The organism is Enterobacter sp. S-33, from assembly GCF_028735835.1.
Lineage (GTDB): Bacteria > Pseudomonadota > Gammaproteobacteria > Enterobacterales > Enterobacteriaceae > Enterobacter > Enterobacter vonholyi.
Map to the genome: position 1 here is coordinate 1 of NZ_CP117838.1, position 22,254 is coordinate 22,254.

The following is a 22,254-nucleotide window of genomic DNA, read 5'->3' on the forward strand; positions in this document are numbered from 1 at the left end:
GTGTCACTTTCGCTTTGGCAGCAGTGTCTTGCCCGATTGCAGGATGAGTTACCAGCCACAGAATTCAGTATGTGGATCCGCCCGTTGCAGGCGGAACTGAGCGATAACACGCTGGCTTTGTATGCGCCAAACCGTTTTGTGCTCGATTGGGTAAGGGACAAGTACCTTAATAACATCAATGGATTGCTGAACGATTTCTGTGGGTCAGATGCCCCGCAGCTGCGTTTTGAAGTGGGCACAAAGCCGGTCACCCAAACCGTACGTGAAACCGTGAACGTCGCAGCGCCTGCTCAGGCCGCTCCTGCTCCGGCCCCTCGCGTCGCACCCGCTCGTCAGGGCTGGGATAATGTCCCTGCACCGGCTGAGCCAACCTACCGCTCTAACGTTAACGTGAAACACACGTTCGATAACTTCGTTGAAGGTAAATCGAACCAGCTGGCGCGCGCGGCGGCTCGTCAGGTTGCTGATAATCCCGGTGGAGCCTACAACCCGCTGTTCCTTTATGGCGGCACGGGTCTGGGTAAAACGCACCTGCTGCATGCGGTGGGCAACGGCATCATGGCGCGCAAGCCCAATGCCAAAGTGGTGTATATGCACTCCGAACGCTTCGTTCAGGACATGGTAAAAGCCCTGCAAAACAATGCGATCGAAGAGTTTAAACGCTACTATCGTTCCGTTGACGCGCTGCTGATCGATGACATCCAGTTCTTTGCCAATAAAGAACGATCGCAGGAAGAATTTTTCCACACCTTCAATGCCCTGCTGGAAGGCAATCAGCAGATCATTTTGACCTCGGATCGTTACCCAAAAGAGATCAACGGCGTTGAAGATCGTCTGAAATCCCGCTTCGGCTGGGGCCTGACCGTGGCGATCGAGCCACCGGAGCTGGAAACCCGCGTCGCGATCCTGATGAAGAAAGCCGATGAAAACGACATTCGCCTGCCGGGTGAAGTGGCGTTCTTCATTGCCAAGCGTCTGCGCTCCAACGTCCGTGAGCTGGAGGGGGCACTGAACCGCGTTATCGCCAATGCCAACTTCACCGGTCGTGCGATCACCATCGATTTTGTGCGTGAAGCGCTGCGCGATTTGCTGGCATTGCAGGAAAAACTGGTCACTATCGACAATATTCAAAAGACGGTGGCTGAGTACTACAAGATCAAAGTGGCAGATTTACTGTCTAAACGTCGTTCCCGCTCGGTGGCGCGTCCGCGTCAGATGGCGATGGCGCTGGCAAAGGAGTTAACCAACCACAGTCTGCCGGAAATTGGGGATGCGTTTGGTGGCCGTGACCATACGACCGTACTGCACGCTTGTCGCAAGATTGAGCAGTTACGCGAAGAAAGCCACGACATAAAAGAAGATTTTTCCAATTTAATCAGAACATTATCATCGTGACGCTATGAAATTTACCGTTGAACGTGAACATTTATTAAAACCGCTGCAACAGGTGAGTGGCCCATTAGGCGGTCGCCCAACGCTGCCTATTCTCGGAAACCTGCTGCTTCAGGTCGCGGACGGTACGCTGTCGCTGACCGGTACAGATCTGGAAATGGAAATGATCGCGCGCGTTACGCTGACGCAGCCGCACGACGCGGGCGCGACCACGGTTCCGGCACGTAAATTCTTTGATATCTGCCGCGGGCTGCCGGAAGGCGCTGAAATCGCCGTGCAGCTGGAAGGCGACCGTATGCTGGTGCGTTCTGGCCGCAGCCGTTTCTCGCTCTCCACGCTGCCAGCAGCGGACTTCCCGAACCTGGACGACTGGCAGAGCGAAGTTGAATTCACCCTGCCTCAGGCGACGATGAAGCGTCTGATTGAAGCCACGCAGTTTTCCATGGCGCATCAGGACGTTCGTTACTACTTAAACGGCATGCTGTTCGAAACCGAAGGTGAAGAGCTGCGTACCGTGGCAACCGACGGCCACCGTCTGGCGGTCTGTTCTATGCCGATTGGCGACGCGCTGCCAAACCATTCGGTGATCGTGCCGCGTAAAGGGGTGATTGAGCTGATGCGTATGCTCGACGGTGGCGACACGCCGCTGCGCGTGCAGATCGGCAGCAACAACATCCGTGCACACGTGGGTGATTTTGTCTTCACGTCTAAGCTGGTTGACGGCCGTTTCCCGGATTATCGCCGCGTATTGCCGAAGAATCCGGACAAAACGCTGGAAGCAGGCTGCGATAGCCTCAAGCAGGCGTTTGCCCGTGCCGCCATCCTCTCTAACGAGAAATTCCGCGGCGTGCGCCTGTACGTGAGTGAAAACCAGATCAAAATCACCGCCAACAACCCGGAGCAGGAAGAGGCAGAAGAGATTCTGGACGTCACCTACGCCGGGGCTGAGATGGAAATCGGCTTCAACGTTAGCTACGTGCTGGATGTGCTGAATGCGCTGAAATGCGAGAACGTGCGCATCCTGCTGACCGACTCCGTTTCGAGCGTACAGATTGAAGATGCCGCATCACAGTCGGCTGCCTATGTTGTCATGCCAATGAGACTGTAATGTCGCTCACCCGTCTGTTGATCCGCGACTTTCGCAATATCGAAAGCGCGGATCTCGCTTTATCCCCTGGCTTTAACTTCCTGGTTGGCGCAAACGGCAGCGGCAAAACCAGCGTGCTTGAGGCCATCTATACGCTCGGCCACGGTCGGGCGTTTCGCAGTTTGCAGATTGGTCGCGTCATTCGCCACGAGCAGGAATCCTTTGTTCTGCACGGGCGTTTGCAGGGCGAGGAGCGGGAGACCGCCATCGGCCTGACCAAAGACAAGCAGGGCGACAGCAAGGTGCGCATCGACGGCACCGACGGCCATAAAGTGGCGGAGCTGGCGCTGCTGATGCCGATGCAGCTGATAACGCCCGAGGGGTTTACTTTACTCAACGGCGGCCCCAAATACAGAAGAGCGTTCCTTGACTGGGGATGCTTTCACAACGAAGCCGGATTCTTTAACGCCTGGAGCAACCTGAAGCGTCTGCTCAAGCAGCGTAACGCCGCGCTGCGTCAGGTGACGCGCTACGCCCAGCTGCGTCCGTGGGACATGGAGTTAATCCCTCTCGCGGAACAGATAAGCCGCTGGCGTGCCGAATACAGCGCTGGTATCGCCGAAGACATGGCCGACACCTGCAAACAGTTTTTACCTGAATTCTCTCTCACCTTCTCCTTCCAGCGCGGCTGGGAGAAAGAGACGGACTATGCCGAAGTGTTAGAGAGAAGCTTCGAGCGCGACCGCATGTTGACCTATACCGCGCACGGCCCGCACAAGGCGGATTTCCGCATTCGTGCTGACGGTGCGCCAGTGGAAGACACGCTGTCGCGCGGGCAGCTCAAGCTCCTGATGTGTGCGCTGCGCCTGGCACAGGGAGAGTTTCTCACCCGCGAGAGCGGAAGACGCTGCCTGTACCTGATAGATGATTTTGCCTCGGAACTTGACGACGCGCGGCGCGGGCTGCTTGCCAGCCGCTTAAAAGCCACGCAGTCGCAGGTTTTCGTTAGCGCGATAAGCGCTGAACACGTTATAGACATGTCGGACGAAAATTCGAAGATGTTTACCGTGGAAAAGGGTAAAATAACGGATTAACCCAAGTTGAAATGAGCGAGAAACGTTGATGTCGAATTCTTATGACTCCTCCAGTATCAAAGTCCTGAAAGGGCTGGATGCGGTGCGTAAGCGCCCGGGTATGTATATCGGCGACACGGATGACGGCACCGGTCTGCACCACATGGTATTCGAGGTGGTAGATAACGCTATCGACGAAGCGCTCGCGGGTCACTGTAAAGACATCGTGGTCACCATCCATGCGGACAACTCCGTCTCCGTCACCGATGACGGTCGTGGCATCCCAACCGGTATTCACCCGGAAGAGGGCGTCTCTGCGGCGGAAGTGATCATGACCGTCCTGCACGCAGGCGGTAAGTTCGACGATAACTCCTATAAAGTATCCGGCGGCCTGCACGGCGTAGGTGTTTCGGTAGTAAACGCCCTGTCGCAGAAGCTGGAGCTGGTTATCCAGCGCGAAGGCAAAATCCACCGTCAGCTTTATACGCACGGCGTGCCGCAGGCACCGCTGGCCGTCACTGGCGACACCGACAAAACCGGTACCATGGTGCGTTTCTGGCCGAGCCTCGAAACCTTCACCAACGTCACCGAGTTCGAGTACGACATCCTGGCGAAACGCCTGCGTGAACTGTCGTTCCTGAACTCCGGCGTCTCGATTCGCCTGCGCGACAAGCGTGACAACAAAGAAGACCACTTCCACTACGAAGGCGGTATCAAGGCGTTCGTTGAGTATCTGAACAAGAACAAAACGCCTATTCACCCGAATATCTTCTACTTCTCCACCGAAAAAGACGGTATCGGCGTGGAAGTGGCGCTGCAGTGGAACGACGGTTTCCAGGAAAACATCTACTGCTTTACCAACAACATTCCACAGCGTGATGGTGGTACTCACCTTGCAGGCTTCCGTGCGGCGATGACCCGTACCCTGAACGCCTACATGGACAAAGAAGGCTACAGCAAGAAAGCGAAAGTCAGCGCCACCGGTGACGATGCCCGTGAAGGCCTGATTGCCGTGGTTTCCGTGAAGGTGCCGGATCCGAAGTTCTCCTCACAGACCAAAGACAAGCTGGTCTCTTCTGAGGTGAAATCGGCGGTTGAGCAGCAGATGAACGAACTGCTGAGCGAATACCTGCTGGAAAACCCGTCCGACGCGAAAATCGTGGTGGGCAAAATTATCGATGCGGCGCGTGCCCGTGAAGCGGCGCGTAAAGCGCGTGAAATGACCCGTCGTAAAGGCGCGCTGGACCTGGCAGGCCTGCCGGGCAAACTGGCTGACTGCCAGGAACGCGACCCGGCGCTGTCCGAACTGTACCTCGTGGAAGGGGACTCCGCGGGCGGCTCTGCGAAGCAGGGCCGTAACCGTAAGAACCAGGCGATTCTGCCGCTGAAGGGTAAAATCCTCAACGTTGAGAAAGCCCGTTTCGACAAGATGCTCTCTTCTCAGGAAGTGGCGACCCTCATCACCGCGCTGGGCTGCGGCATTGGCCGTGACGAGTACAACCCGGACAAACTGCGCTACCACAGCATCATCATCATGACCGATGCGGACGTCGACGGCTCGCACATTCGTACGCTGCTGTTGACCTTCTTCTATCGTCAGATGCCTGAAATCGTTGAACGTGGCCACGTCTACATTGCCCAGCCGCCGCTGTACAAAGTGAAGAAAGGCAAGCAGGAACAGTACATCAAAGATGACGAAGCGATGGATCAGTACCAAATCGCGATCGCCCTTGATGGCGCGACCCTGCACGCGAACTCGCACGCCCCTGCACTGGCCGGTGAGCCGCTGGAGCGTCTGGTGTCCGAGTTCAACGCCACGCAGAAAATGATCACGCGTATGGAACGCCGTTATCCGAAAACGCTGCTGAAGGAACTGGTTTATCAGCCAACCCTGACCGAAGCCGATCTGAGCAACGAGCAGACCGTCACTCGCTGGGTGAACGCCCTGGTGACCGATCTCAACGAAAAAGAGCAGCACGGCAGCCAGTGGAAATGCGATGTTCAGCAGAATGCCGATCAGCAGTTCGAGCCGATCGTTCGCGTGCGTACTCACGGCGTCGACACCGACTATCCGCTGGAGCACGAGTTTGTGACCGGTCCGGAATACCGTCGTATCTGCACGCTAGGCGAGAAGCTGCGCGGTCTGATTGAAGACGATGCGTTCATCGAACGTGGCGAACGTCGTCAGCCTGTAGCCAGCTTCGAGCAGGCGCTGGACTGGCTGGTGAAAGAGTCCCGTCGTGGTCTTGCGATCCAGCGCTATAAAGGTCTGGGTGAAATGAACCCGGAGCAGCTGTGGGAAACCACCATGGATCCGGAAAGCCGTCGCATGCTGCGCGTCACCGTTAAGGACGCGATTGCTGCAGACCAGCTGTTCACAACCCTCATGGGTGATGCGGTAGAACCACGTCGTGCCTTCATCGAAGAGAACGCCCTGAAAGCGGCGAATATCGATATCTAATCGACGTTATACCGCACGATAACTGGCCGCGCTTTTAGCGCGGCTTTTTTATGGGCGCAGCCATATCCAGCGACATCACGGAAGGTAAACGGCTCGCCAGCGTATCGATCGCAATTCTTACCCTTAGCGGCAGATGCGGCGTCTGCTGCCACACCGCATGAACGTCGAAATGCACATCCGGTGCCTGCTTTAAAAGCGGGACGAGTTTACCCTGGTGAATATCTTTGACGACCATCCAGCAGGGCAGCCATGCAATGCCGTGTCCGGCCAGCGCCGCGTCGCAGATCGCCTGCAAATCATCCATATTGAGCGACGATCGGGGTGTAAAGGTGTGCGAGGTCCCTTCATTATCCATCAGCTGCCAGGAGAGGACTCTGCCTGCGCGCAGATAGTTAATCGCCGTATGAAGGGGTAAATCAGCCACGCTTTGCGGCTGGCCTTTTTTCAGCAGATAATCCGGCGAAGCGCACAGCACCATGCGGTGTTCCCCCAGCCTTCTGGCGACCAGCACGCTGCTGTCCTGAAGCGTGCCGTTACGCACCGCCATATCAAACCCTTCCTCGACGAGATCCACCACGCGGTCGCTGAATGACATCTCCAGTTCAAGCCCGGGGTGTTCCTGTGCCAGCGCTATCAGCAGCGGCGCGACGCACTGGCGACCAAACAGCACCGGCATGGCAACGCGCAGGCGGCCACTGACCTGCTGTTTCCCTGTTTCAAGCAGCGATTCTGCGCCCCGAATCTCCTCCAGCGCGCGCAGGCAGCGTTCATAAAAAAGGGCGCCGTTATCGGTCAGCCTCTGGCTGCGGGTGGTGCGCTGAAAGAGCCGTACTCCCAGGCGTTCCTCAAGGCGAGCGATGCTTTTTCCTACCGCCGAGCGCGACAGGTGCAGGCGAACTGCGGCCTGAGCAAAACTTCCCGCCTCAACGGCAGCGACAAAAACAGGAATATCTTTCAGCGTATCGGTCATGGATTGTATCCATTCAGGCATCAATAAAGAGAAAACTTATCGCCACTGGAGATCATAAGTCAACGGTAGACTGTCAGGACCAAAGCTTACTTGATGGCCGGAGAAAAAAATGACCGAGACAATGCAACGCTGGACGATGAGCGCCCTCGGGCGCGAGAGCCTTGCGCTTATTCAGGAGCCCATTCCACAGCCCGGTCCGGGTGAAGTGCGCGTAAGGGTGAATGCCGTCGCGCTCAACTATCGCGACAAAATGGTGATTGAAGGCACGATGCCGATTCCGCTTTCCTTCCCGTTTACCCCGGCGTCTGACATGGCGGGCGTCGTCGACAGCATTGGTGAAGGCGTCACGCGTTTCCAGCCAGGCGCCCGCGTCATCTCAACCTTCTTCCCGGAGTGGATCGACGGTAAACCGCAGGCTGACGCGCGCAATTTGCCCTATAAAACGTCCGGCGGATACTTCCAGGGAATGCTGGCCGAGTACGTGATTGTGAAGGAAGACGCGCTGGCGGCCTCCCCGGAGACCCTGGATGACGCCGAGGCCAGCACCTTACCCTGCGCAGGGCTTACCGCCTGGTTTGCGCTGGTGGAACGCGGTCAGCTGCGCGCCGGGCAATCGGTGCTGGTACAGGGAACGGGCGGCGTGGCGATTTTCGCCCTGCAAATTGCCAAAGCGCACGGCGCGGAGGTGTTTGTCACCTCGGGGAGCGATGAAAAACTGGCGCTGGCCAAAACGCTGGGGGCCAGCCAGGGCATCAACCGTCTGAAAGGCGACTGGGCTGAAAATACGCTGGCGCTGACTCAGGATCGCGGCATCGACCATATTATTGAAACCGTGGGCGGAGAGAACCTGAAGCATTCCCTGCGCGCCGTTGCCGTTCATGGACGCATATCGGTCATTGGCGTGCTGGCCGGGTCTAACATTTCGCTCTCTGCTGGCGAACTGTTGCTGAAATCTCCCGTCATTCAGGGGATCGGCGTAGGCCACCGCAGGGCGCTGGAAGATTTCGTTCGCGCTGTTGACGTCACGGGACTGAAGCCGGTGATTGAGCATCGCTACCGCTTTAACGAGCTTGAACAGGCACTTGGACATCTGGATCGCGGCGCGTTCGGTAAAATCGTTCTCACCCGCGAGTAAGCCTTTGTTCCCCGGAATAAACGTAAAAGGGGTGTTCCTGTTGCGCAATGTAGCTCTATTTTTGTGTGCTTAATCGCGTTAGCATGAGGCAGCACTCATTTATTCCGGGGAACTCATGGCTATCAAACTCATTGCAATCGATATGGACGGCACGCTGCTGTTGCCGGACCACACCATCTCTCCAGCCGTTAAAAACGCGATCGCCGCGGCGCGCGCAAAGGGCGTGAATGTGGTTCTGACCACGGGGCGTCCGTATGCGGGCGTGCACAGCTACCTGAAAGAGCTGCACATGAATCAGCCTGGCGACTACTGCATCACCTATAACGGCGCGCTGGTACAGAAAGCCGCGGATGGCAGTACGGTTGCGCAAACCGCGCTGAGCTACGATGACTACTTGTTCCTGGAAAAACTGTCCCGTGAGGTGGGCTCCCACTTCCACGCCCTCGATCGCAATACGCTTTACACCGCCAACCGTGATATCAGCTACTACACGGTACATGAATCCTACGTTGCGACCATTCCGCTGGTGTTCTGTGAAGCCGAGAAGATGGACCCGGCGACCCAGTTCCTGAAAGTGATGATGATTGACGAGCCGGAGATCCTGGATAAGGCGATTGCGCGCATTCCGGCCGAGGTGAAAGAGAAATACACCGTGCTGAAAAGTGCGCCGTACTTCCTCGAAATCCTCGATAAACGCGTCAATAAAGGCACCGGCGTTAAATCGCTGGCCGACGCGCTGGGCATTAAGCCGGATGAAATCATGGCCCTGGGCGATCAGGAAAACGACATCGCGATGATTGAATATGCGGGCATGGGCGTGGCGATGGAAAACGCTATTCCGTCGGTGAAAGAAGTGGCTAATTTTGTCACCAAATCCAACCTCGAAGACGGCGTGGCCTACGCGATTGAGAAGTTTGTGCTGAACTAAACACCCGCTTGCTATACCCTGATGCGATAACTGTGCATCAGGGTATCCTCATGAAACAAATCACCTTCGCTTCCCGCAACCACCAGCTGACCAACATCAATACCTGGACGCCGGACAGCCAGTGGCTGGTCTATGACGTGCGCCCGTCAGGTGCGTCGTTCACCGGTGAAACCATCGAGCGGGTCAACGTCGGCACGGGTGAGGTGGAGGTGGTTTATCGCGCCACTGACGGCGCGCACGTCGGCGTGGTGACCGTTCATCCGGCACAGGACAAGTACGTCTTTATCCACGGTCCGAAAAACCCGGATGGAGACTGGCACTACGATTTTCATCATCGTCAGGGGGTGATTGCGCATCACGGCCAGTTGAGCAACCTGGACGCGATGGATATCACTTCGCCGTACACTCCTGGCGCGCTGCGCGGCGGAAGCCACGTCCATGTCTTCAGCCCGAACGGCCTGCTCGTCAGCTTTACCTATAACGACCACGTGCTCCACGAGCGCGATCCTAAACTTGATTTACGCAACGTCGGCGTGGCGGCGCCTTACGGGCCGGTGAAGCCGCAGAGTAACCATCCCCGCGAATACCCGGGCGCTTACTGGAGCGTGCTGGTCAGCCGCACGACGCCCAATCCGCAGCCGGGCAGCGACGAGATTAACCGCGCTTACGAAGAGGGCTGGGTGGGCAACGACAGGCTGGCGTTTATCGGCGATACCCTGTCTGCAACGGGCGAGAAAGTGCCTGAACTTTTTATTGTTAATCTGCCCGAAGACGAGCAGGGCTGGAAGCGTGCGGGCGATGCGCCGCTACAGGGCTCGACGGATACCCTGCCAGCTCCGCCAGCGGGAGTAGAGCAGCGTCGTTTAACCTTTACGCATCAGAGGGCGTATCCGGGTCTGGTAAACGTGCCGCGTCACTGGGTTCGCAGTAATCCGCAGGGGACACAGATTGCGTTTCTGATGCGGGATGATAACGGCATTGTGCAGCTGTGGCTGATCTCGCCGGAGGGCGGCGAGCCGTGCCAGTTGACGCGAAACGGAAGCGATATTCAGTCTGCATTTAACTGGCATCCTTCCGGCGATCGTTTGGGGTTTGTGCTCGAAAATAGGATCGCCTGCTGCGACGCACAGACCGGAGAGGTGACGTTTTTGACGTCCGATCACGGCAATCCGCCATCTGCTGATGCGGTCGTGTTTTCTCCGGACGGGCGCGTTATTGCATGGATGGAAGAGACAGCCGGTTTCCGTCAGCTTTGGGTAACGGAAACCGCGCAGCGCTAGCGTGGAGGCATGTCAGCGGGCGGGATGACGGCGTTTGTCGCCAGATTCTCCTGCTCGCTTTTTTCTACCCGTGAGCGTACGGAGTTGTCCTTACGAAACATATCCCACGGCAGCAGAAGCGTATCCGCCACGGCCGTAAACGGCATATCGAGGATTACCAGGGATTTTGTGCCCCAGTTTGTATCGTCATCGGAGAGCATCGTCGCGCTGGCTCGCGTCCCCGGATATGTTCCTTCTTTACCGCCGGTGTGAGACATCACGCTCGAACACCCGCAAAGTAAAACAACCCCGCTGAACGTCGTCAGCTTTATCAGAACATTTTTCATCATCACTCAGTCATCGTTAATGGCACTGCATAGACCTTCAACTCAGGGTTATAGCGAGCCTTATCCAAAATGGATAGCCCGATAACCCCGCACTGTGGCAGCCATCGCAATTTAACCCTTTGTGCTGTTGTCCCAGTCTAAGCGAGATGCAGGAAAGTGCAAAAAAAAGTGCAGGTGTCGTTCTTGAAAAGGCCGATTGCAGACCCATTTTAATGATGTAGCCCGATAACGAACTCGCCTGATGGGTGTTCGGGGGCGCAAAGGCCTGTCCATGGTGGAAGGCTTCAACTTCTCGCTGATTTCAGGAGTTTTATTTATGCGTAACTTCGATCTTTCTCCGCTCTACCGTTCTGCAATTGGTTTTGACCGCCTGTTTAATCATTTAGAAAATAACCAAAGCCAGAGCAACGGCTACCCTCCATACAATGTTGAGCTGGTTGACGAAAACCACTACCGCATCGCCATTGCCGTCGCCGGTTTTGCAGAAAACGAACTGGAAATCACCGCTCAGGACAACCTGCTGGTGGTGAAAGGTTCCCATACGGCCGAGCAGAAAGAACGTACCTACCTTTATCAGGGCATCGCCGAGCGCAACTTTGAACGCAAGTTCCAGTTAGCCGAGAACATTCACGTGAAAGGCGCGAACCTGGTCAACGGCCTGCTGTTTATCGAACTGGAACGTGTGATTCCGGAAGAGAAAAAACCGCGTCGTATCGAAATTAACTAATTATGCGGGTCGCGCGAGCGGCCCACCCAGACTTGCTTGCCGTAACGGGAGCATATGCGAATCCACTTGGATTTGCAGGAACAACTGCGCACAAAAAATTGTGCCGAACTCGCTTCTCAGAAGGAGATTTAGTATGCGTAACTACGATTTATCCCCCTTGCTTCGTCAGTGGATTGGTTTTGACAAACTGGCTAACGCCCTGCAAAACACCGCTGAGCAACAGACTTTTCCGCCTTACAACATCGAAAAAAGCGACGATAACCATTATCGCATCACCCTTGCGCTGGCCGGCTTCCGCCAGGAGGATCTGGATATCCAGCTCGAAGGCACGCGTCTGACCGTGAAAGGTACGCCGGAGAAACAAGAGACCGAGACCAAATGGCTGCATCAGGGGCTGGTTAATCAGCCGTTTAGCCTGAGCTTTACTCTGGCAGACCATATGGACGTCTCCGGCGCAACGTTTACCAACGGGCTGCTGCATATCGACCTGACCCGTAACGTGCCGGAAGCCATCGCGCCACAGCGTATCGCCATTAGCGACCGCCCAGCGTTAAACAGTTAACAGTGTGCGGGCTGGTGTCCTCACCCCGGCCCTCTCCCACAGGGAGAGGGTGAAAAGATAAAGCCCTGCCACGACAGGCCTTTTTTGTGCGCCATCGCCCATACAACCGCCCACGGCTCTGAGAGAATCCTTAGCATAACTAAGGTTATGCCAAGGAAGTGGATCATGAGTGATATCGCGTTAACCGTAAGCGTGTTGGCCCTGGTCGCTGTTGTTGGCCTGTGGATAGGGAATATCAAAATCCGCGGCGTCGGGTTTGGGATAGGCGGGGTGCTGTTTGGCGGCATTTTTGTCGGGCACTTTGCCGACAAGCTCGGGCTGGTCCTCAGCGCCGAAATGCTCCACTTTACCCAGGAGTTCGGCCTGATCCTCTTCGTTTACACCATCGGTATTCAGGTGGGACCGGGGTTTTTCGCCTCACTTCGGGTCTCCGGATTACGGCTCAACCTGTTTGCCCTCGGCATTGTGATAATGGGCGGGCTGGTCACCGCGATTCTGCACAAAATCTTCGATATCCCGCTCCCCGTAGTGCTGGGCATTTTCTCCGGGGCGGTCACCAACACGCCTGCGCTCGGCGCGGGGCAGCAGATCCTTCGCGATTTGGGTATCGAACCCGGCATCGTCGACCAGATGGGGATGAGCTACGCCATGGCCTATCCGTTTGGCATTTGCGGCATTCTGCTCTCCATGTGGCTGGTCCGCGTCCTGTTTCGCATTAACGTCGACAAAGAGGCGAAGGACCATGAAACCACGCTCACCAACGGCCATATGCCGATCAAAACCATCAATATTCGGGTCGATAACCCTAATCTGAATAATATGGCGATTCAGGACGTGCCGATCCTGAACAGCGCCAATATCATCTGCTCCCGCCTTAAGCGCGACGATATGCTGATGGTCCCCGCACCCGGCACCGTCATTCAGCAAGGCGATCTGCTGCACCTTGTCGGTCAGCCCGGGGATTTAAATAACGCGCGGCTGGTGATTGGTCAGGAAGTGGATACCTCGCTCTCAACCCGCGGCACCGCTATGCGGGTGGAGCGCGTGGTGGTAACAAACGAGCATGTTCTCGGCAAGAAAATACGCGATCTGCAGGTAAAAGAGCGCTATGACGTGGTGATCTCCCGCCTCAACCGTGCGGGTGTTGAACTGGTCGCCAGCCCGGAGGCCAGCCTGCAGTTCGGGGATATCCTCAACCTGGTCGGTCGCCCCTCGTCCATTGACGCCGTGGCAGATATGGTGGGCAACGCCCAGCAGAAACTGCAGCAGGTGCAGATGCTGCCTGTGTTTATCGGTATCGGGCTCGGCGTGCTGCTCGGTTCTATTCCTGTGTACGTACCGGGCTTCCCGGTGGCGCTCAAGCTGGGCCTGGCGGGCGGGCCGCTGATTATGGCGCTGATCCTCGGGCGTATCGGCTGCATCGGTAAGCTCTACTGGTTTATGCCGCCGAGCGCCAACCTGGCGCTGCGCGAGCTGGGCATCGTGCTGTTCCTGGCGGTGGTCGGGCTGAAGTCCGGCGGGGATTTTGTCGATACCCTGGTCAAGGGCGAAGGGATGAGCTGGGTCGGCTACGGCATCTTTATCACGGCGATCCCGCTGCTGACGGTGGGCATACTGGCGCGGATGTTCGCCAAAATGAACTACCTGACGCTGTGCGGCATGCTGGCGGGTTCCATGACCGATCCGCCCGCGCTGGCCTTTGCCAATAACCTGCACACCACCAGCGGCGCGGCCGCGCTCTCCTATGCCACCGTCTACCCGCTGGTGATGTTCCTGCGCATCATCACGCCGCAGCTACTGGCGGTGCTGTTCTGGGGGATGAGCTAGCAGGTCGTCCGGGTGGATGCGCCGCAGATGGTAGTCCACCTGGTAATCACTGGTATTTCGGAACATCACTGAATAATTGAGGAACTCGCCGCTGTCGCTGTAGGAAAGAGACGTAATGCGCAGCAGCGGCGTCTGTTCCGGCAGGTTCATATAACCGGCCAGCGTTTTATCTGCCAGCACCGGCGTCAGGCTCTCGTAGTTGCCGCTGATGGTGATCCCGCACTCCTTCTCGATGTAATCAAACTTTGACCCTTCAAGATGCGACAGCGACAGGTTGCGAAACAGCTTCACCGGCATAAAGCTGTCCTCCAGCATCAGCGGTTTTCCGTCCACGTAGCGCACCCGTCTGGAAAAGTAGATCCGCTCATCCACCTGAATCCGCAGCTGGCTGGCGATGGCGGGCGGGGCGGGCATCACTTCAAACTGCAGCACCTTGCTCTGCACCTCTTTTCCCTGCTGACGCAGCACCTCCACCAGCCCGGTCAGGTTTGTGGTTTCGTGGTGAACGTCTTTGCGCGACACAAACGTGCCGCTGCCGTGCCGCCGTTCAACCAGCCCCCAGCTCACCAGCAGATCCAGCGCCTTGCGGATGGTCATGCGCGCCACGTCAAACTCCTGCGCCAGCGCTTTCTCGCCCGGCAGCGGGCTGCCGATGTTGTAGTCCGATGAATTCAGCCGCAGCCGCAATCTGTCAGCAATGGATTTGTAGATCACCAGTAGACCTCTCTGCCCTTATCAGGGCGTGGATGGCGTCCTGACATGTCCATATTTACCGTAAAAAGTAGACCTGATTGGTCAAAATAAAACCATGAATGCGATCACGAATCGCAGCGGCACGCCATGTTCGCGCATCAGTAAGTTCTTATGCTCACCTCAGGCCAGCAAAAAACCATAAAGGCCTCTACCCCTACAGGTTGTTTCATGAGGATTTAAAAATGCTCAGTCAAATACAACGTTTTGGCGGTGCCATGTTTACCCCGGTGTTGCTGTTTCCGTTCGCCGGGATCGTGGTGGGAATCGCCATCATGCTTCGCAACCCGCTGTTTGTCGGCGAAGCCTTAACGGCCCCCGATCATCTTTTCGCGCAGATTGTTCACATCATTGAAGAGGGCGGCTGGGCGGTGTTTCGCAATATGCCGCTGATTTTTGCCGTCGGCCTGCCGATTGGCCTGGCGAAGCAGGCCCAGGGCCGCGCCTGTCTGGCGGTGCTGATTAGCTTCCTGACCTGGAACTACTTCATCAACGCGATGGGGATGACCTGGGGCCACTTCTTCGGCGTCGACTTCTCCGCCGAACCGACGGCGGGAAGCGGGCTGGCGATGATTGCCGGGATCAAAACGCTCGATACCAGCATCATCGGGGCCATCGTGATTTCAGGCATCGTTACCGCCATCCACAACCGCTATTTTGACAAGCCGCTGCCGGTGTTTCTGGGGATTTTCCAGGGCAGCTCGTTTGTCGTTATCCTCGCATTCTTCGTCATGATCCCCTGCGCCTGGCTGACGCTGCTGGGCTGGCCGAAAGTGCAGATGGGCATTGAGTCTCTGCAGGCGTTCCTGCGCTCTGCCGGGGCGCTGGGCGTGTGGGTGTATACCTTCCTGGAACGCATTCTGATCCCAACCGGGTTGCACCACTTCGTCTACGGTCCGTTCATCTTCGGCCCGGCGGCGGTTGAGGGCGGGATTCAGGTCTACTGGGCGCAGCATCTGCAGGAATTCAGCCAGAGCACCCTGCCGCTGAAAACCCTCTTCCCGGAAGGCGGCTTCGCCCTGCACGGTAACTCAAAAGTGTTCGGTTCGATCGGGATTGCGCTGGCGATCTGGTACACCGCGTCGCCGGAAAACCGCGTCAAGGTCGCGGGGCTGCTGGTTCCGGCCACGCTTACCGCGGTGCTGGTGGGCATTACCGAACCTCTCGAATTCACCTTCCTGTTTATCTCGCCGCTGCTGTTTGCCGTTCACGCCGTGCTGGCGGCGACCATGGCGACGGTGATGTACGCCTTCGGCGTGGTCGGGAACATGGGCGGCGGCCTGCTGGACCAGTTCCTGCCGCAAAACTGGATCCCGATGTTCCACAACCACGCCTCGACGGTGTTCACCCAGATCGGCATTGGCGTCTGCTTCACCGGAATTTACTTCGTGGTCTTCAAAACGCTGATTGCGCGTCTGAACCTGAAAACGCCGGGCCGGGAAGAGAGCGAAATCAAACTCTACAGCAAGGCCGACTATAAGGCGGCGCGCGGGCAAACCACCGCCCCGGCGGCGGCCAGCCAGCAGGTCGGACAGGCCGCCGGGTTCCTGCAGGCGCTTGGCGGCGCGGCCAACATCGAAAGCATCAACAACTGCGCCACCCGCCTGCGCATCGCCCTGGTCGATATGGCGAAAACGCAAAGCGATGACGTCTTCAAAGCCCTCGGCGCCCACGGCGTGGTGCGACGCGGCAACGGTATTCAGGTGATTGTCGGCCTGCACGTTCCTCAGGTGCGCGACCAGCTGGAATCGCTGATGAAAACCCCCTTAACGAATGAACAAACCACCCTGACAGAGGCTATATCATGAAAAAATTCTCAGTTGTCATTGCAGGCGGCGGCAGCACCTTTACGCCTGGTATCGTCCTGATGCTGTTAGCCAACCGTGACCGTTTCCCGCTGCGCGCCCTGAAGTTTTATGACAACGACAGCGCGCGTCAGGAGACCATCGCCGAAGCGTGCAAAATCATCCTTAAGGAGCAGGCTCCGGAGATTGAATTCAGCTACACCACCGATCCGAAAGCGGCGTTTACCGATGTCGATTTCGTAATGGCGCATATCCGCGTGGGTAAATACCCAATGCGTGAAAAAGATGAAAAAATCCCGCTGCGCCACGGCGTGCTGGGCCAGGAAACCTGCGGCCCGGGCGGCATCTCCTACGGCATGCGCTCTATCGGCGGCGTGCTGGAGCTGGTGGATTACATGGAGCAGTACTCCCCAAACGCGTGGATGCTGAACTACTCCAACCCGGCGGCGATTGTCGCGGAAGCCACGCGCCGCCTGCGTCCGAACGCCAAAATCCTCAACATCTGCGATATGCCGATCGGCATTGAAGGGCGCATGGCGCAGATAGTCGGCCTGAAGGACCGCAAAGAGATGCGCGTGCGCTACTACGGCCTGAATCACTTCGGCTGGTGGACGTCGATTGAAGACCTGAACGGCAACGATCTGATGCCGAAGCTGCGCGAATACGTGGCGAAAAACGGCTATGTTCCGCCTTCGGAAGATGCGCACACCGAAGCGAGCTGGAACGATACGTTCGCCAAAGCCAAAGACGTGCAGGCGCTGGATCCGGACACCATGCCGAACACCTACCTGAAGTATTACCTGTTCCCGGACTACGTGGTCGCGCATTCCAACCCGGAACGCACCCGCGCCAATGAGGTCATGGATCACCGTGAAAAGCATGTGTTCAGTTCCTGCCGGGCGATTATCGAGGCGGGCAAATCCTCCGCCGGTGAGCTGGAAATTGATGAACACGCGTCGTACATCGTCGATCTGGCGACCGCCATTGCCTTTAACACCCAGGAGCGGATGCTTCTGATTGTGCCAAACAACGGGGCCATCCATAACTTCGATGCCGACGCGATGGTTGAGATACCGTGCCTGGTCGGCCATAACGGTCCTGAGCCGCTTACGGTGGGCGATATTCCACACTTCCAGAAAGGGCTGATGAGCCAGCAGGTAGCGGTGGAAAAACTGGTGGTGGATGCCTGGGAGCAGCGCTCGTACCAGAAACTCTGGCAGGCGATTACCCTGTCGAAAACCGTGCCGAGCGCGTCCGTCGCGAAAGCGATTCTGGATGACCTGATCGAGGCCAACAAGGATTACTGGCCAGAGCTGCACTGATCGTCCTGACCGACATCGCCCGATGTCGGTCTCCTTGTCCTTGTCGATTTACGCTATGCTGAAGCCTGCCCGTAGCTCGACAAGGAACCTTCATGAAAATTTCCCGCCTCGGCGAAGCGCCGGACTACCGCTTCTCGCTGGCTAATGAACGCACGTTTTTAGCGTGGATCCGCACCGCGCTGGGATTCCTTGCCGCAGGGGTGGGTCTCGACCAGCTCGCGCCTGATTTTGCCACGCCGCTGATTCGCGAGGTGCTTGCGCTGCTCCTGTGCCTGTTCGCGGGCGTGCTGGCGGTTTACGGCTACCTGCGCTGGCTGCGCAATGAGAAGGCGATGCGTCTGAAGCAGGATCTGCCCTATACGCGCGGGTTACTCATCATCAGCGCGGTTTTGCTGGCGGTGGCGGGCGTGGTGATGGTGCTGGTGTTCTATGGCGGATAGCCGCAAAGCGCGACGGGAAGCGGACCCCGGCCTGCAGCCGGAGCGGACGTCGCTCGCCTGGCTGCGTACGCTGCTGGGGTATGGCGCGCTGATTGCCCTGGCGATTAAGCACAACTGGCACCGCACCGGGGTGCCGTTCTGGATCTCGCTTGTTGTGCTGGCGCTGGTGGCGATCGTTTTATGGCGCTATACCCGCAGCCGTAACCTGATGGACGTGGCGCAGAACGACTTTGTGCAGCCGAAGGCGGTGCGGGATAAGTTCCTGATTGCGCTGGCCGTGCTGTCTCTGTCTTTACTCTTCGCAGTGACTCACATTCAGCAAATTGTGAGCTTTTAAAGCCCGGTGGCAGCTACGCCTTACCGGGCCTACGATCAGCGGCCTTTTGCTAAATACTTCGCCATCTCGTCTTCCGGCACCATCCCGCCGCCGGTCGCCCACACCAGGTGGGTAACGTTCGCACCGGCACTGACGCGCAGCGGCCCGGCCATCCCCGCCAGCGCCGACGGTTCCAGACGAATGCCTTCCTCCTGCGCCAGCCAGCCGAGCATGTCGTACATGCTCCGATCGGAAAGCGTATAGAACCCGTCGAGCAGGCGCTCCATCGCGCGACCCACGAAGCCGGAGGCACGCCCTACCGCCAGCCCGTCCGCCGCCGTCACGTTATCAATGCCCAGGTCCTGTACGGCAATCTCGTCGTGCAGGCCGGTGTAAACCCCCAGCAGCATGCACGGGGAGTGCGTGGGCTCCGCGAAGAAGCAGTGGACGTTGTCGCCAAAGGCCAGCTTCAGGCCAAACGCCACGCCGCCGGGGCCGCCGCCGACGCCGCACGGCAGGTAGACGTATAGCGGATGCTCCGCATCCACCACGCGGCCCTGTGCGGCAAACTGCGCCTTCAGCCGCTCGCCCGCCACCGCATAGCCCAGGAACAGGGTGCGGGAGTTTTCATCGTCAATGAAGAAACAGTTAGGATCGCTTTCCGCCGCTTTGCGTCCCTGCTCCACCGCCACGCCGTAATCCTGCTCGTATTCCACGACGATCACGCCGTGGCTACGCAGTTTGGCTTTCTTCCACTCGCGGGCGTCGGCGGACATATGCACCGACACCTTAAAGCCGATGCGGGCGCTCATAATGCCGATGGACATACCCAGGTTGCCGGTTGAGCCCACGGCGATGCTGTACTGGCTGAAGAAGTCCTTAAAGCGCGGCTCCAGCAGAACGCTGTAGTCGTCTTCAACGCTCAGCAACCCGGCTTCCAGCGCCAGTTTTTCCGCGTGGGTCAGCACCTCATAGATACCGCCGCGCGCTTTAATCGAACCGGAGATCGGCAAATGGCTGTCTTTTTTCAGCAGCAGGGTGCCGGGAATGGCCTTGCCGGACTCTTTCTCCAGCCGCGCCTGCATTGCCGGAATCGCGACCAGTTCGGATTCAATAATCCCGCCCGTTGCCGCCGTCTCCGGGAAGGCTTTCGCCAGATAAGGCGCGAAGCGTTTCAGGCGAGCATGGGCGTCGTCCACGTCGGCTTTGGTCAGCCCAACATAGGGCAGCCCTTTAGCCAGCGTGGTGGTAAGCGGGTTAAGCCAGGTGGTTTCTTTCAGGGCAATCAGATCCTCAACCAGAGGAAACTGTGCGGTTAAAGTAGTGATAGTTGCGTTTTCCATAATACGTCTCTTCGCGCTCAGATAATGAAAGAAAGCAGGAATGTGCCGCCAAGTGCAAGCACCGAGGCGATAAACGTCGCCGTCGTATAGTATTTGAAGGTCTCATTCAGGGTCGCGCCGCAGTATTGCTTCACCAGCCAGAAGAGGGAATCGGTTACGATTGTGCAGCCAATGGCGCCGGAACCGATGGCAATGGTGATGATCTCCGGGCTCACGTTCGGGTAGAGCGGCAGCATCGGCGCGACTATCGCCGTGGCGCCCATCATCGCGACCGTGGCGGAGCCTACGGCGGCATGCAGCACCAGCGCCACTAGCCAGGCGAGCAGGATAGGGTGCATGTGCAGGTTCGATAGAATATGCGCCAGCGAGTCCGCCAGCCCGCTGGTTTTCAGGATGGCGTTAAACGCGCCCCCCGCGCCGATAATCAGCAAAATGTTGGCGATAGAGCCGAAGCCATGCTCTGTATGGGTTAGCATCGCGCCCATGCCCATATGCTGGCGGATGCCCAGCAGGTAGTAGGCGACAAACACGGCGATAAACATCGCGGTGATCGGGTTGCCGATAAACTCCAGCAGCGTATACAGCGTGCCTTCTTTTGCCATATTCAGCTCGGCAATGGTTTTCACCAGCATCAGGGCAATCGGCAGCAGCACCGTGAACAGCGTGGCGCCCAGCGACGGCAGGGTGTGCTCTTCCCGCACCTTCAGGTCTGAAAATTCCGCCGGAACCGGTTTAAACGGCAGACGGTTGCCGAGCAGTTTCAGGAACAGCGGGCCGCCGACCAGCGAGGCCATCAGGCCTACCATCAAACCGTAGACAATGACCGTTCCGACGTCCGCGCCTAATTTATTGGTCACAAACAGCGCGGCCGGATGCGGCGGCACCACGCAGTGCACCGCCATCAGCGCGGTACAGAGCGGAATGGCCAGCTTAAGCAGCGACGTGTTGGTCTTTTTGGCGATGGAAAACGCCAGCGGGATCAGCAGAACCACGCCCACTTCCACGAACAGCGTAATGCCGCAGATTAGGCCTACCAGCACCATAATCACGTCTGCTGACAGCCAGCGGCAGCGCTGCAGCGCGATCCCGATGCGCTCGGCCGCGCCGGAAACCTCCATCATCTTACCGAGAATGGTTCCAAGGCCGATAACCGCCGCCAGAAAGCCCAGCGTGCCGCCAATCCCGCTCTCGATGGCGTTTACCATATCCAGCGGGCTCATTCCCATCATTGCGCCGACGAAAAAGCTCGCCAGCAGCAGCGCAAGAAATGGGTGAAACTTCAGTTTTACGATGGTTAAAACAATCAACACGATGCTGACAAGCAGCGTTGCCACAACCCAGACCTGAGATCCCATATCTCACCTCACCCTTATGTCATCTGGGGGTATTGGACGAAAAAGCGGCGTGGGGTGACAAACGATATAAATTGGCGTTCAGGTGAGCTAGATTGAATCAACTGAGTGACTATGCTCTAAAAAACGTACTTAATCTGAATTAGGGTCACATAAATTCACCCTTAAACGGTATGCTGAGCGCAGAAAACACGCGCGAGAATTGTGATGACCGATGCAAATGAAGCCAGAAACCGGCTATTAAACGGCTGGCAGCTGTCGAAAATGTACACCTTTGAAGTCGCGGCCCGGCATGAATCCTTCGCGCTGGCGGCGGAGGAACTGTCGCTTAGCCCCAGCGCGGTAAGCCACCGCATCAACCTGCTGGAAGAAGAGCTGGGTATTCAGCTGTTTGTCCGCTCGCATCGTAAAGTCGAGCTGACGCAGGAGGGAAAGCGCGTTTACTGGACGCTAAAATCGTCCCTCGACACACTGAATCAGGAGATCCTGGACATCAAAAACCAGGCGCTGTCCGGTACGCTGACGGTCTACTCCCGGCCGTCGATCGCTCAGTGCTGGCTGGTACCCATGCTGGGTGACTTTACCCGCCGCTATCCGTCGATTTCGCTCACCATCCTGACCGGCAATGATTACGTCAATATGCAGCGAACGGGCGTCGATCTGGCGCTCTATTTCGACGATACGCCGCCAAACCATCTGTCTCATCACTTCCTGATGGACGAGGAGATTTTGCCCGTCTGCTCCCCGCGGTATGCCCGCGAGCATGAACTGCTGAAAAACCCTGATAACCTCAGCCACTGCACGCTGCTCCACGACCGTCAGGCCTGGAGTAACGATTCCGGTACGGATGAATGGCTGAGCTGGGCGCAGCACTTTGCGGTGAATATGCCGCCATCGTCGGGTATCGGTTTCGATCGTTCGGATTTGGCGATTATTGCGGCCATCAACCACGTTGGCGTCGCGATGGGCAGAAAGCGGCTGGTGCAAAAACGGCTTGAACGGGGCGAGCTGATCGCCCCGTTTGGTGACAAGACCCTGAAATGCCATCAGCACTACTATGTCTCAACGCTTTCTGGCCGTCAGTGGCCGAAAATAGACGCCTTTATCGGCTGGCTGAAAGAACTGGCAGGTTGAAGAATTATTACGCTTTCGCTCTAC

20 protein-coding genes and 1 other annotated feature are annotated in these 22,254 nt (G+C 57.5%); of the genes, 15 read left to right on the top strand and 5 right to left on the bottom strand.

All coding sequences use genetic code 11. From position 1 onward, the window contains the following. Genes dnaA through gyrB form a run of 4 tightly spaced genes read left to right on the top strand, consistent with a single transcriptional unit; the run spans position 1 to position 6,013 of the window. Positions 1-1,395 (top strand): chromosomal replication initiator protein DnaA, encoded by a 1,395-nt coding sequence (dnaA, locus tag PUP35_RS00005; protein WP_010426558.1) that lies wholly within the window; start codon positions 1-3, stop codon positions 1,393-1,395. A gap of 4 nt (positions 1,396-1,399) precedes the next feature. After that, positions 1,400-2,500: a DNA polymerase III subunit beta gene (gene dnaN / locus PUP35_RS00010; protein WP_014830028.1), complete on the top strand. Its 1,101-nt coding sequence runs from the start codon at positions 1,400-1,402 to the stop codon at positions 2,498-2,500. Further along, the gene (gene recF, locus PUP35_RS00015) at positions 2,500-3,573 is read left to right on the top strand and encodes a DNA replication/repair protein RecF (RefSeq protein WP_048030318.1); all 1,074 of its coding nucleotides are present in this window, start codon (positions 2,500-2,502) and stop codon (positions 3,571-3,573) included. The genes dnaN and recF overlap by 1 nt, the downstream gene beginning before the upstream one ends. Before the next feature lie 28 nt (positions 3,574-3,601). After that, positions 3,602-6,013 (top strand): DNA topoisomerase (ATP-hydrolyzing) subunit B, encoded by a 2,412-nt coding sequence (gyrB, locus tag PUP35_RS00020; protein ID WP_127729011.1) that lies wholly within the window; start codon positions 3,602-3,604, stop codon positions 6,011-6,013. Between the two features lie 34 nt (positions 6,014-6,047). On the opposite strand, the gene PUP35_RS00025 is transcribed toward gyrB, so the two are convergent. After that, positions 6,048-6,983: a LysR family transcriptional regulator gene (locus PUP35_RS00025; RefSeq protein WP_274241430.1), complete on the bottom strand. Its 936-nt coding sequence runs from the start codon at positions 6,981-6,983 to the stop codon at positions 6,048-6,050. 109 nt (positions 6,984-7,092) lie between these two features. On the opposite strand from PUP35_RS00025, the gene PUP35_RS00030 reads away from it, so the two are divergent. From PUP35_RS00030 to PUP35_RS00040, 3 genes are all read left to right on the top strand, one after another. Beyond that, a complete protein-coding gene (locus PUP35_RS00030; protein WP_274241432.1) occupies positions 7,093-8,118 on the top strand; it encodes a zinc-dependent alcohol dehydrogenase family protein in 1,026 nt (341 codons plus the stop codon). Positions 8,119-8,233: 115 nt separating this feature from the next. Next, positions 8,234-9,046: a sugar-phosphatase gene (gene yidA, locus PUP35_RS00035; protein ID WP_271369061.1), complete on the top strand. Its 813-nt coding sequence runs from the start codon at positions 8,234-8,236 to the stop codon at positions 9,044-9,046. Positions 9,047-9,096: 50 nt separating this feature from the next. Continuing rightward, complete coding sequence (locus PUP35_RS00040; protein WP_274241435.1) at positions 9,097-10,326, top strand: DUF3748 domain-containing protein; 1,230 nt, start codon at positions 9,097-9,099, stop codon at positions 10,324-10,326. Here PUP35_RS00040 and PUP35_RS00045 read toward each other — a convergent pair. Next, the gene (locus PUP35_RS00045; RefSeq protein WP_096150942.1) at positions 10,323-10,655 is read right to left on the bottom strand and encodes a YceK/YidQ family lipoprotein; all 333 of its coding nucleotides are present in this window, start codon (positions 10,653-10,655) and stop codon (positions 10,323-10,325) included. The two genes, PUP35_RS00040 and PUP35_RS00045, sit on opposite strands and share 4 nt — an antisense overlap. Before the next feature lie 248 nt (positions 10,656-10,903). Then, positions 10,904-10,975 (top strand) — a sequence feature (ROSE (Repression Of Heat Shock gene Expression) occurs in the 5'-region of heat shock genes and acts as an RNA thermometer to modulate expression.). Here PUP35_RS00045 and ibpA point away from each other — a divergent pair. From ibpA to PUP35_RS00060, 3 genes are all read left to right on the top strand, one after another. Then, positions 10,969-11,379, top strand: coding sequence for a small heat shock chaperone IbpA (gene ibpA, locus PUP35_RS00050; protein ID WP_008500162.1), 411 nt, complete (start codon positions 10,969-10,971; stop codon positions 11,377-11,379). (Overlaps the previous feature by 7 nt.) Before the next feature lie 133 nt (positions 11,380-11,512). Continuing rightward, the gene (gene ibpB / locus PUP35_RS00055; RefSeq protein WP_008500161.1) at positions 11,513-11,941 is read left to right on the top strand and encodes a small heat shock chaperone IbpB; all 429 of its coding nucleotides are present in this window, start codon (positions 11,513-11,515) and stop codon (positions 11,939-11,941) included. A 165-nt stretch (positions 11,942-12,106) separates the two neighbouring features. Next, on the top strand, positions 12,107-13,768 hold the full coding sequence (locus tag PUP35_RS00060) for a putative transporter (RefSeq protein WP_274241440.1): 1,662 nt from the start codon (positions 12,107-12,109) through the stop codon (positions 13,766-13,768). Here PUP35_RS00060 and PUP35_RS00065 read toward each other — a convergent pair. After that, the gene (locus tag PUP35_RS00065; protein WP_274241443.1) at positions 13,736-14,482 is read right to left on the bottom strand and encodes a GntR family transcriptional regulator; all 747 of its coding nucleotides are present in this window, start codon (positions 14,480-14,482) and stop codon (positions 13,736-13,738) included. The two genes, PUP35_RS00060 and PUP35_RS00065, sit on opposite strands and share 33 nt — an antisense overlap. A gap of 221 nt (positions 14,483-14,703) precedes the next feature. Here PUP35_RS00065 and PUP35_RS00070 point away from each other — a divergent pair, with 221 nt between their 5' ends. The 4 genes from PUP35_RS00070 to PUP35_RS00085 all read left to right on the top strand — a co-directional run bounded on the left by PUP35_RS00070 (position 14,704) and on the right by PUP35_RS00085 (position 18,422). After that, on the top strand, positions 14,704-16,326 hold the full coding sequence (locus PUP35_RS00070) for an alpha-glucoside-specific PTS transporter subunit IIBC (protein WP_274241445.1): 1,623 nt from the start codon (positions 14,704-14,706) through the stop codon (positions 16,324-16,326). Beyond that, on the top strand, positions 16,323-17,645 hold the full coding sequence (locus tag PUP35_RS00075) for a 6-phospho-alpha-glucosidase (protein WP_274241446.1): 1,323 nt from the start codon (positions 16,323-16,325) through the stop codon (positions 17,643-17,645). Before PUP35_RS00070 ends, PUP35_RS00075 begins: the two co-directional genes overlap by 4 nt. 92 nt (positions 17,646-17,737) lie before the next feature. Then, positions 17,738-18,085, top strand: coding sequence for a YidH family protein (locus PUP35_RS00080; RefSeq protein ID WP_115876760.1), 348 nt, complete (start codon positions 17,738-17,740; stop codon positions 18,083-18,085). After that, entirely contained in the window at positions 18,075-18,422 is a 348-nt protein-coding gene (locus PUP35_RS00085; RefSeq protein WP_115876759.1) for a DUF202 domain-containing protein, read from the top strand. Before PUP35_RS00080 ends, PUP35_RS00085 begins: the two co-directional genes overlap by 11 nt. A gap of 35 nt (positions 18,423-18,457) precedes the next feature. On the opposite strand, the gene dsdA is transcribed toward PUP35_RS00085, so the two are convergent. Continuing rightward, positions 18,458-19,744 (bottom strand): D-serine ammonia-lyase, encoded by a 1,287-nt coding sequence (dsdA, locus tag PUP35_RS00090; protein ID WP_274241450.1) that lies wholly within the window; start codon positions 19,742-19,744, stop codon positions 18,458-18,460. Positions 19,745-19,761: 17 nt separating this feature from the next. Then, on the bottom strand, positions 19,762-21,099 hold the full coding sequence (gene dsdX / locus PUP35_RS00095; protein ID WP_115876757.1) for a D-serine transporter DsdX: 1,338 nt from the start codon (positions 21,097-21,099) through the stop codon (positions 19,762-19,764). Between the two features lie 204 nt (positions 21,100-21,303). Between dsdX and dsdC the strand changes: the two genes are divergently transcribed. Further along, complete coding sequence (gene dsdC / locus PUP35_RS00100; protein WP_127729026.1) at positions 21,304-22,230, top strand: DNA-binding transcriptional regulator DsdC; 927 nt, start codon at positions 21,304-21,306, stop codon at positions 22,228-22,230. Positions 22,231-22,254: the final 24 nt, after the last annotated feature.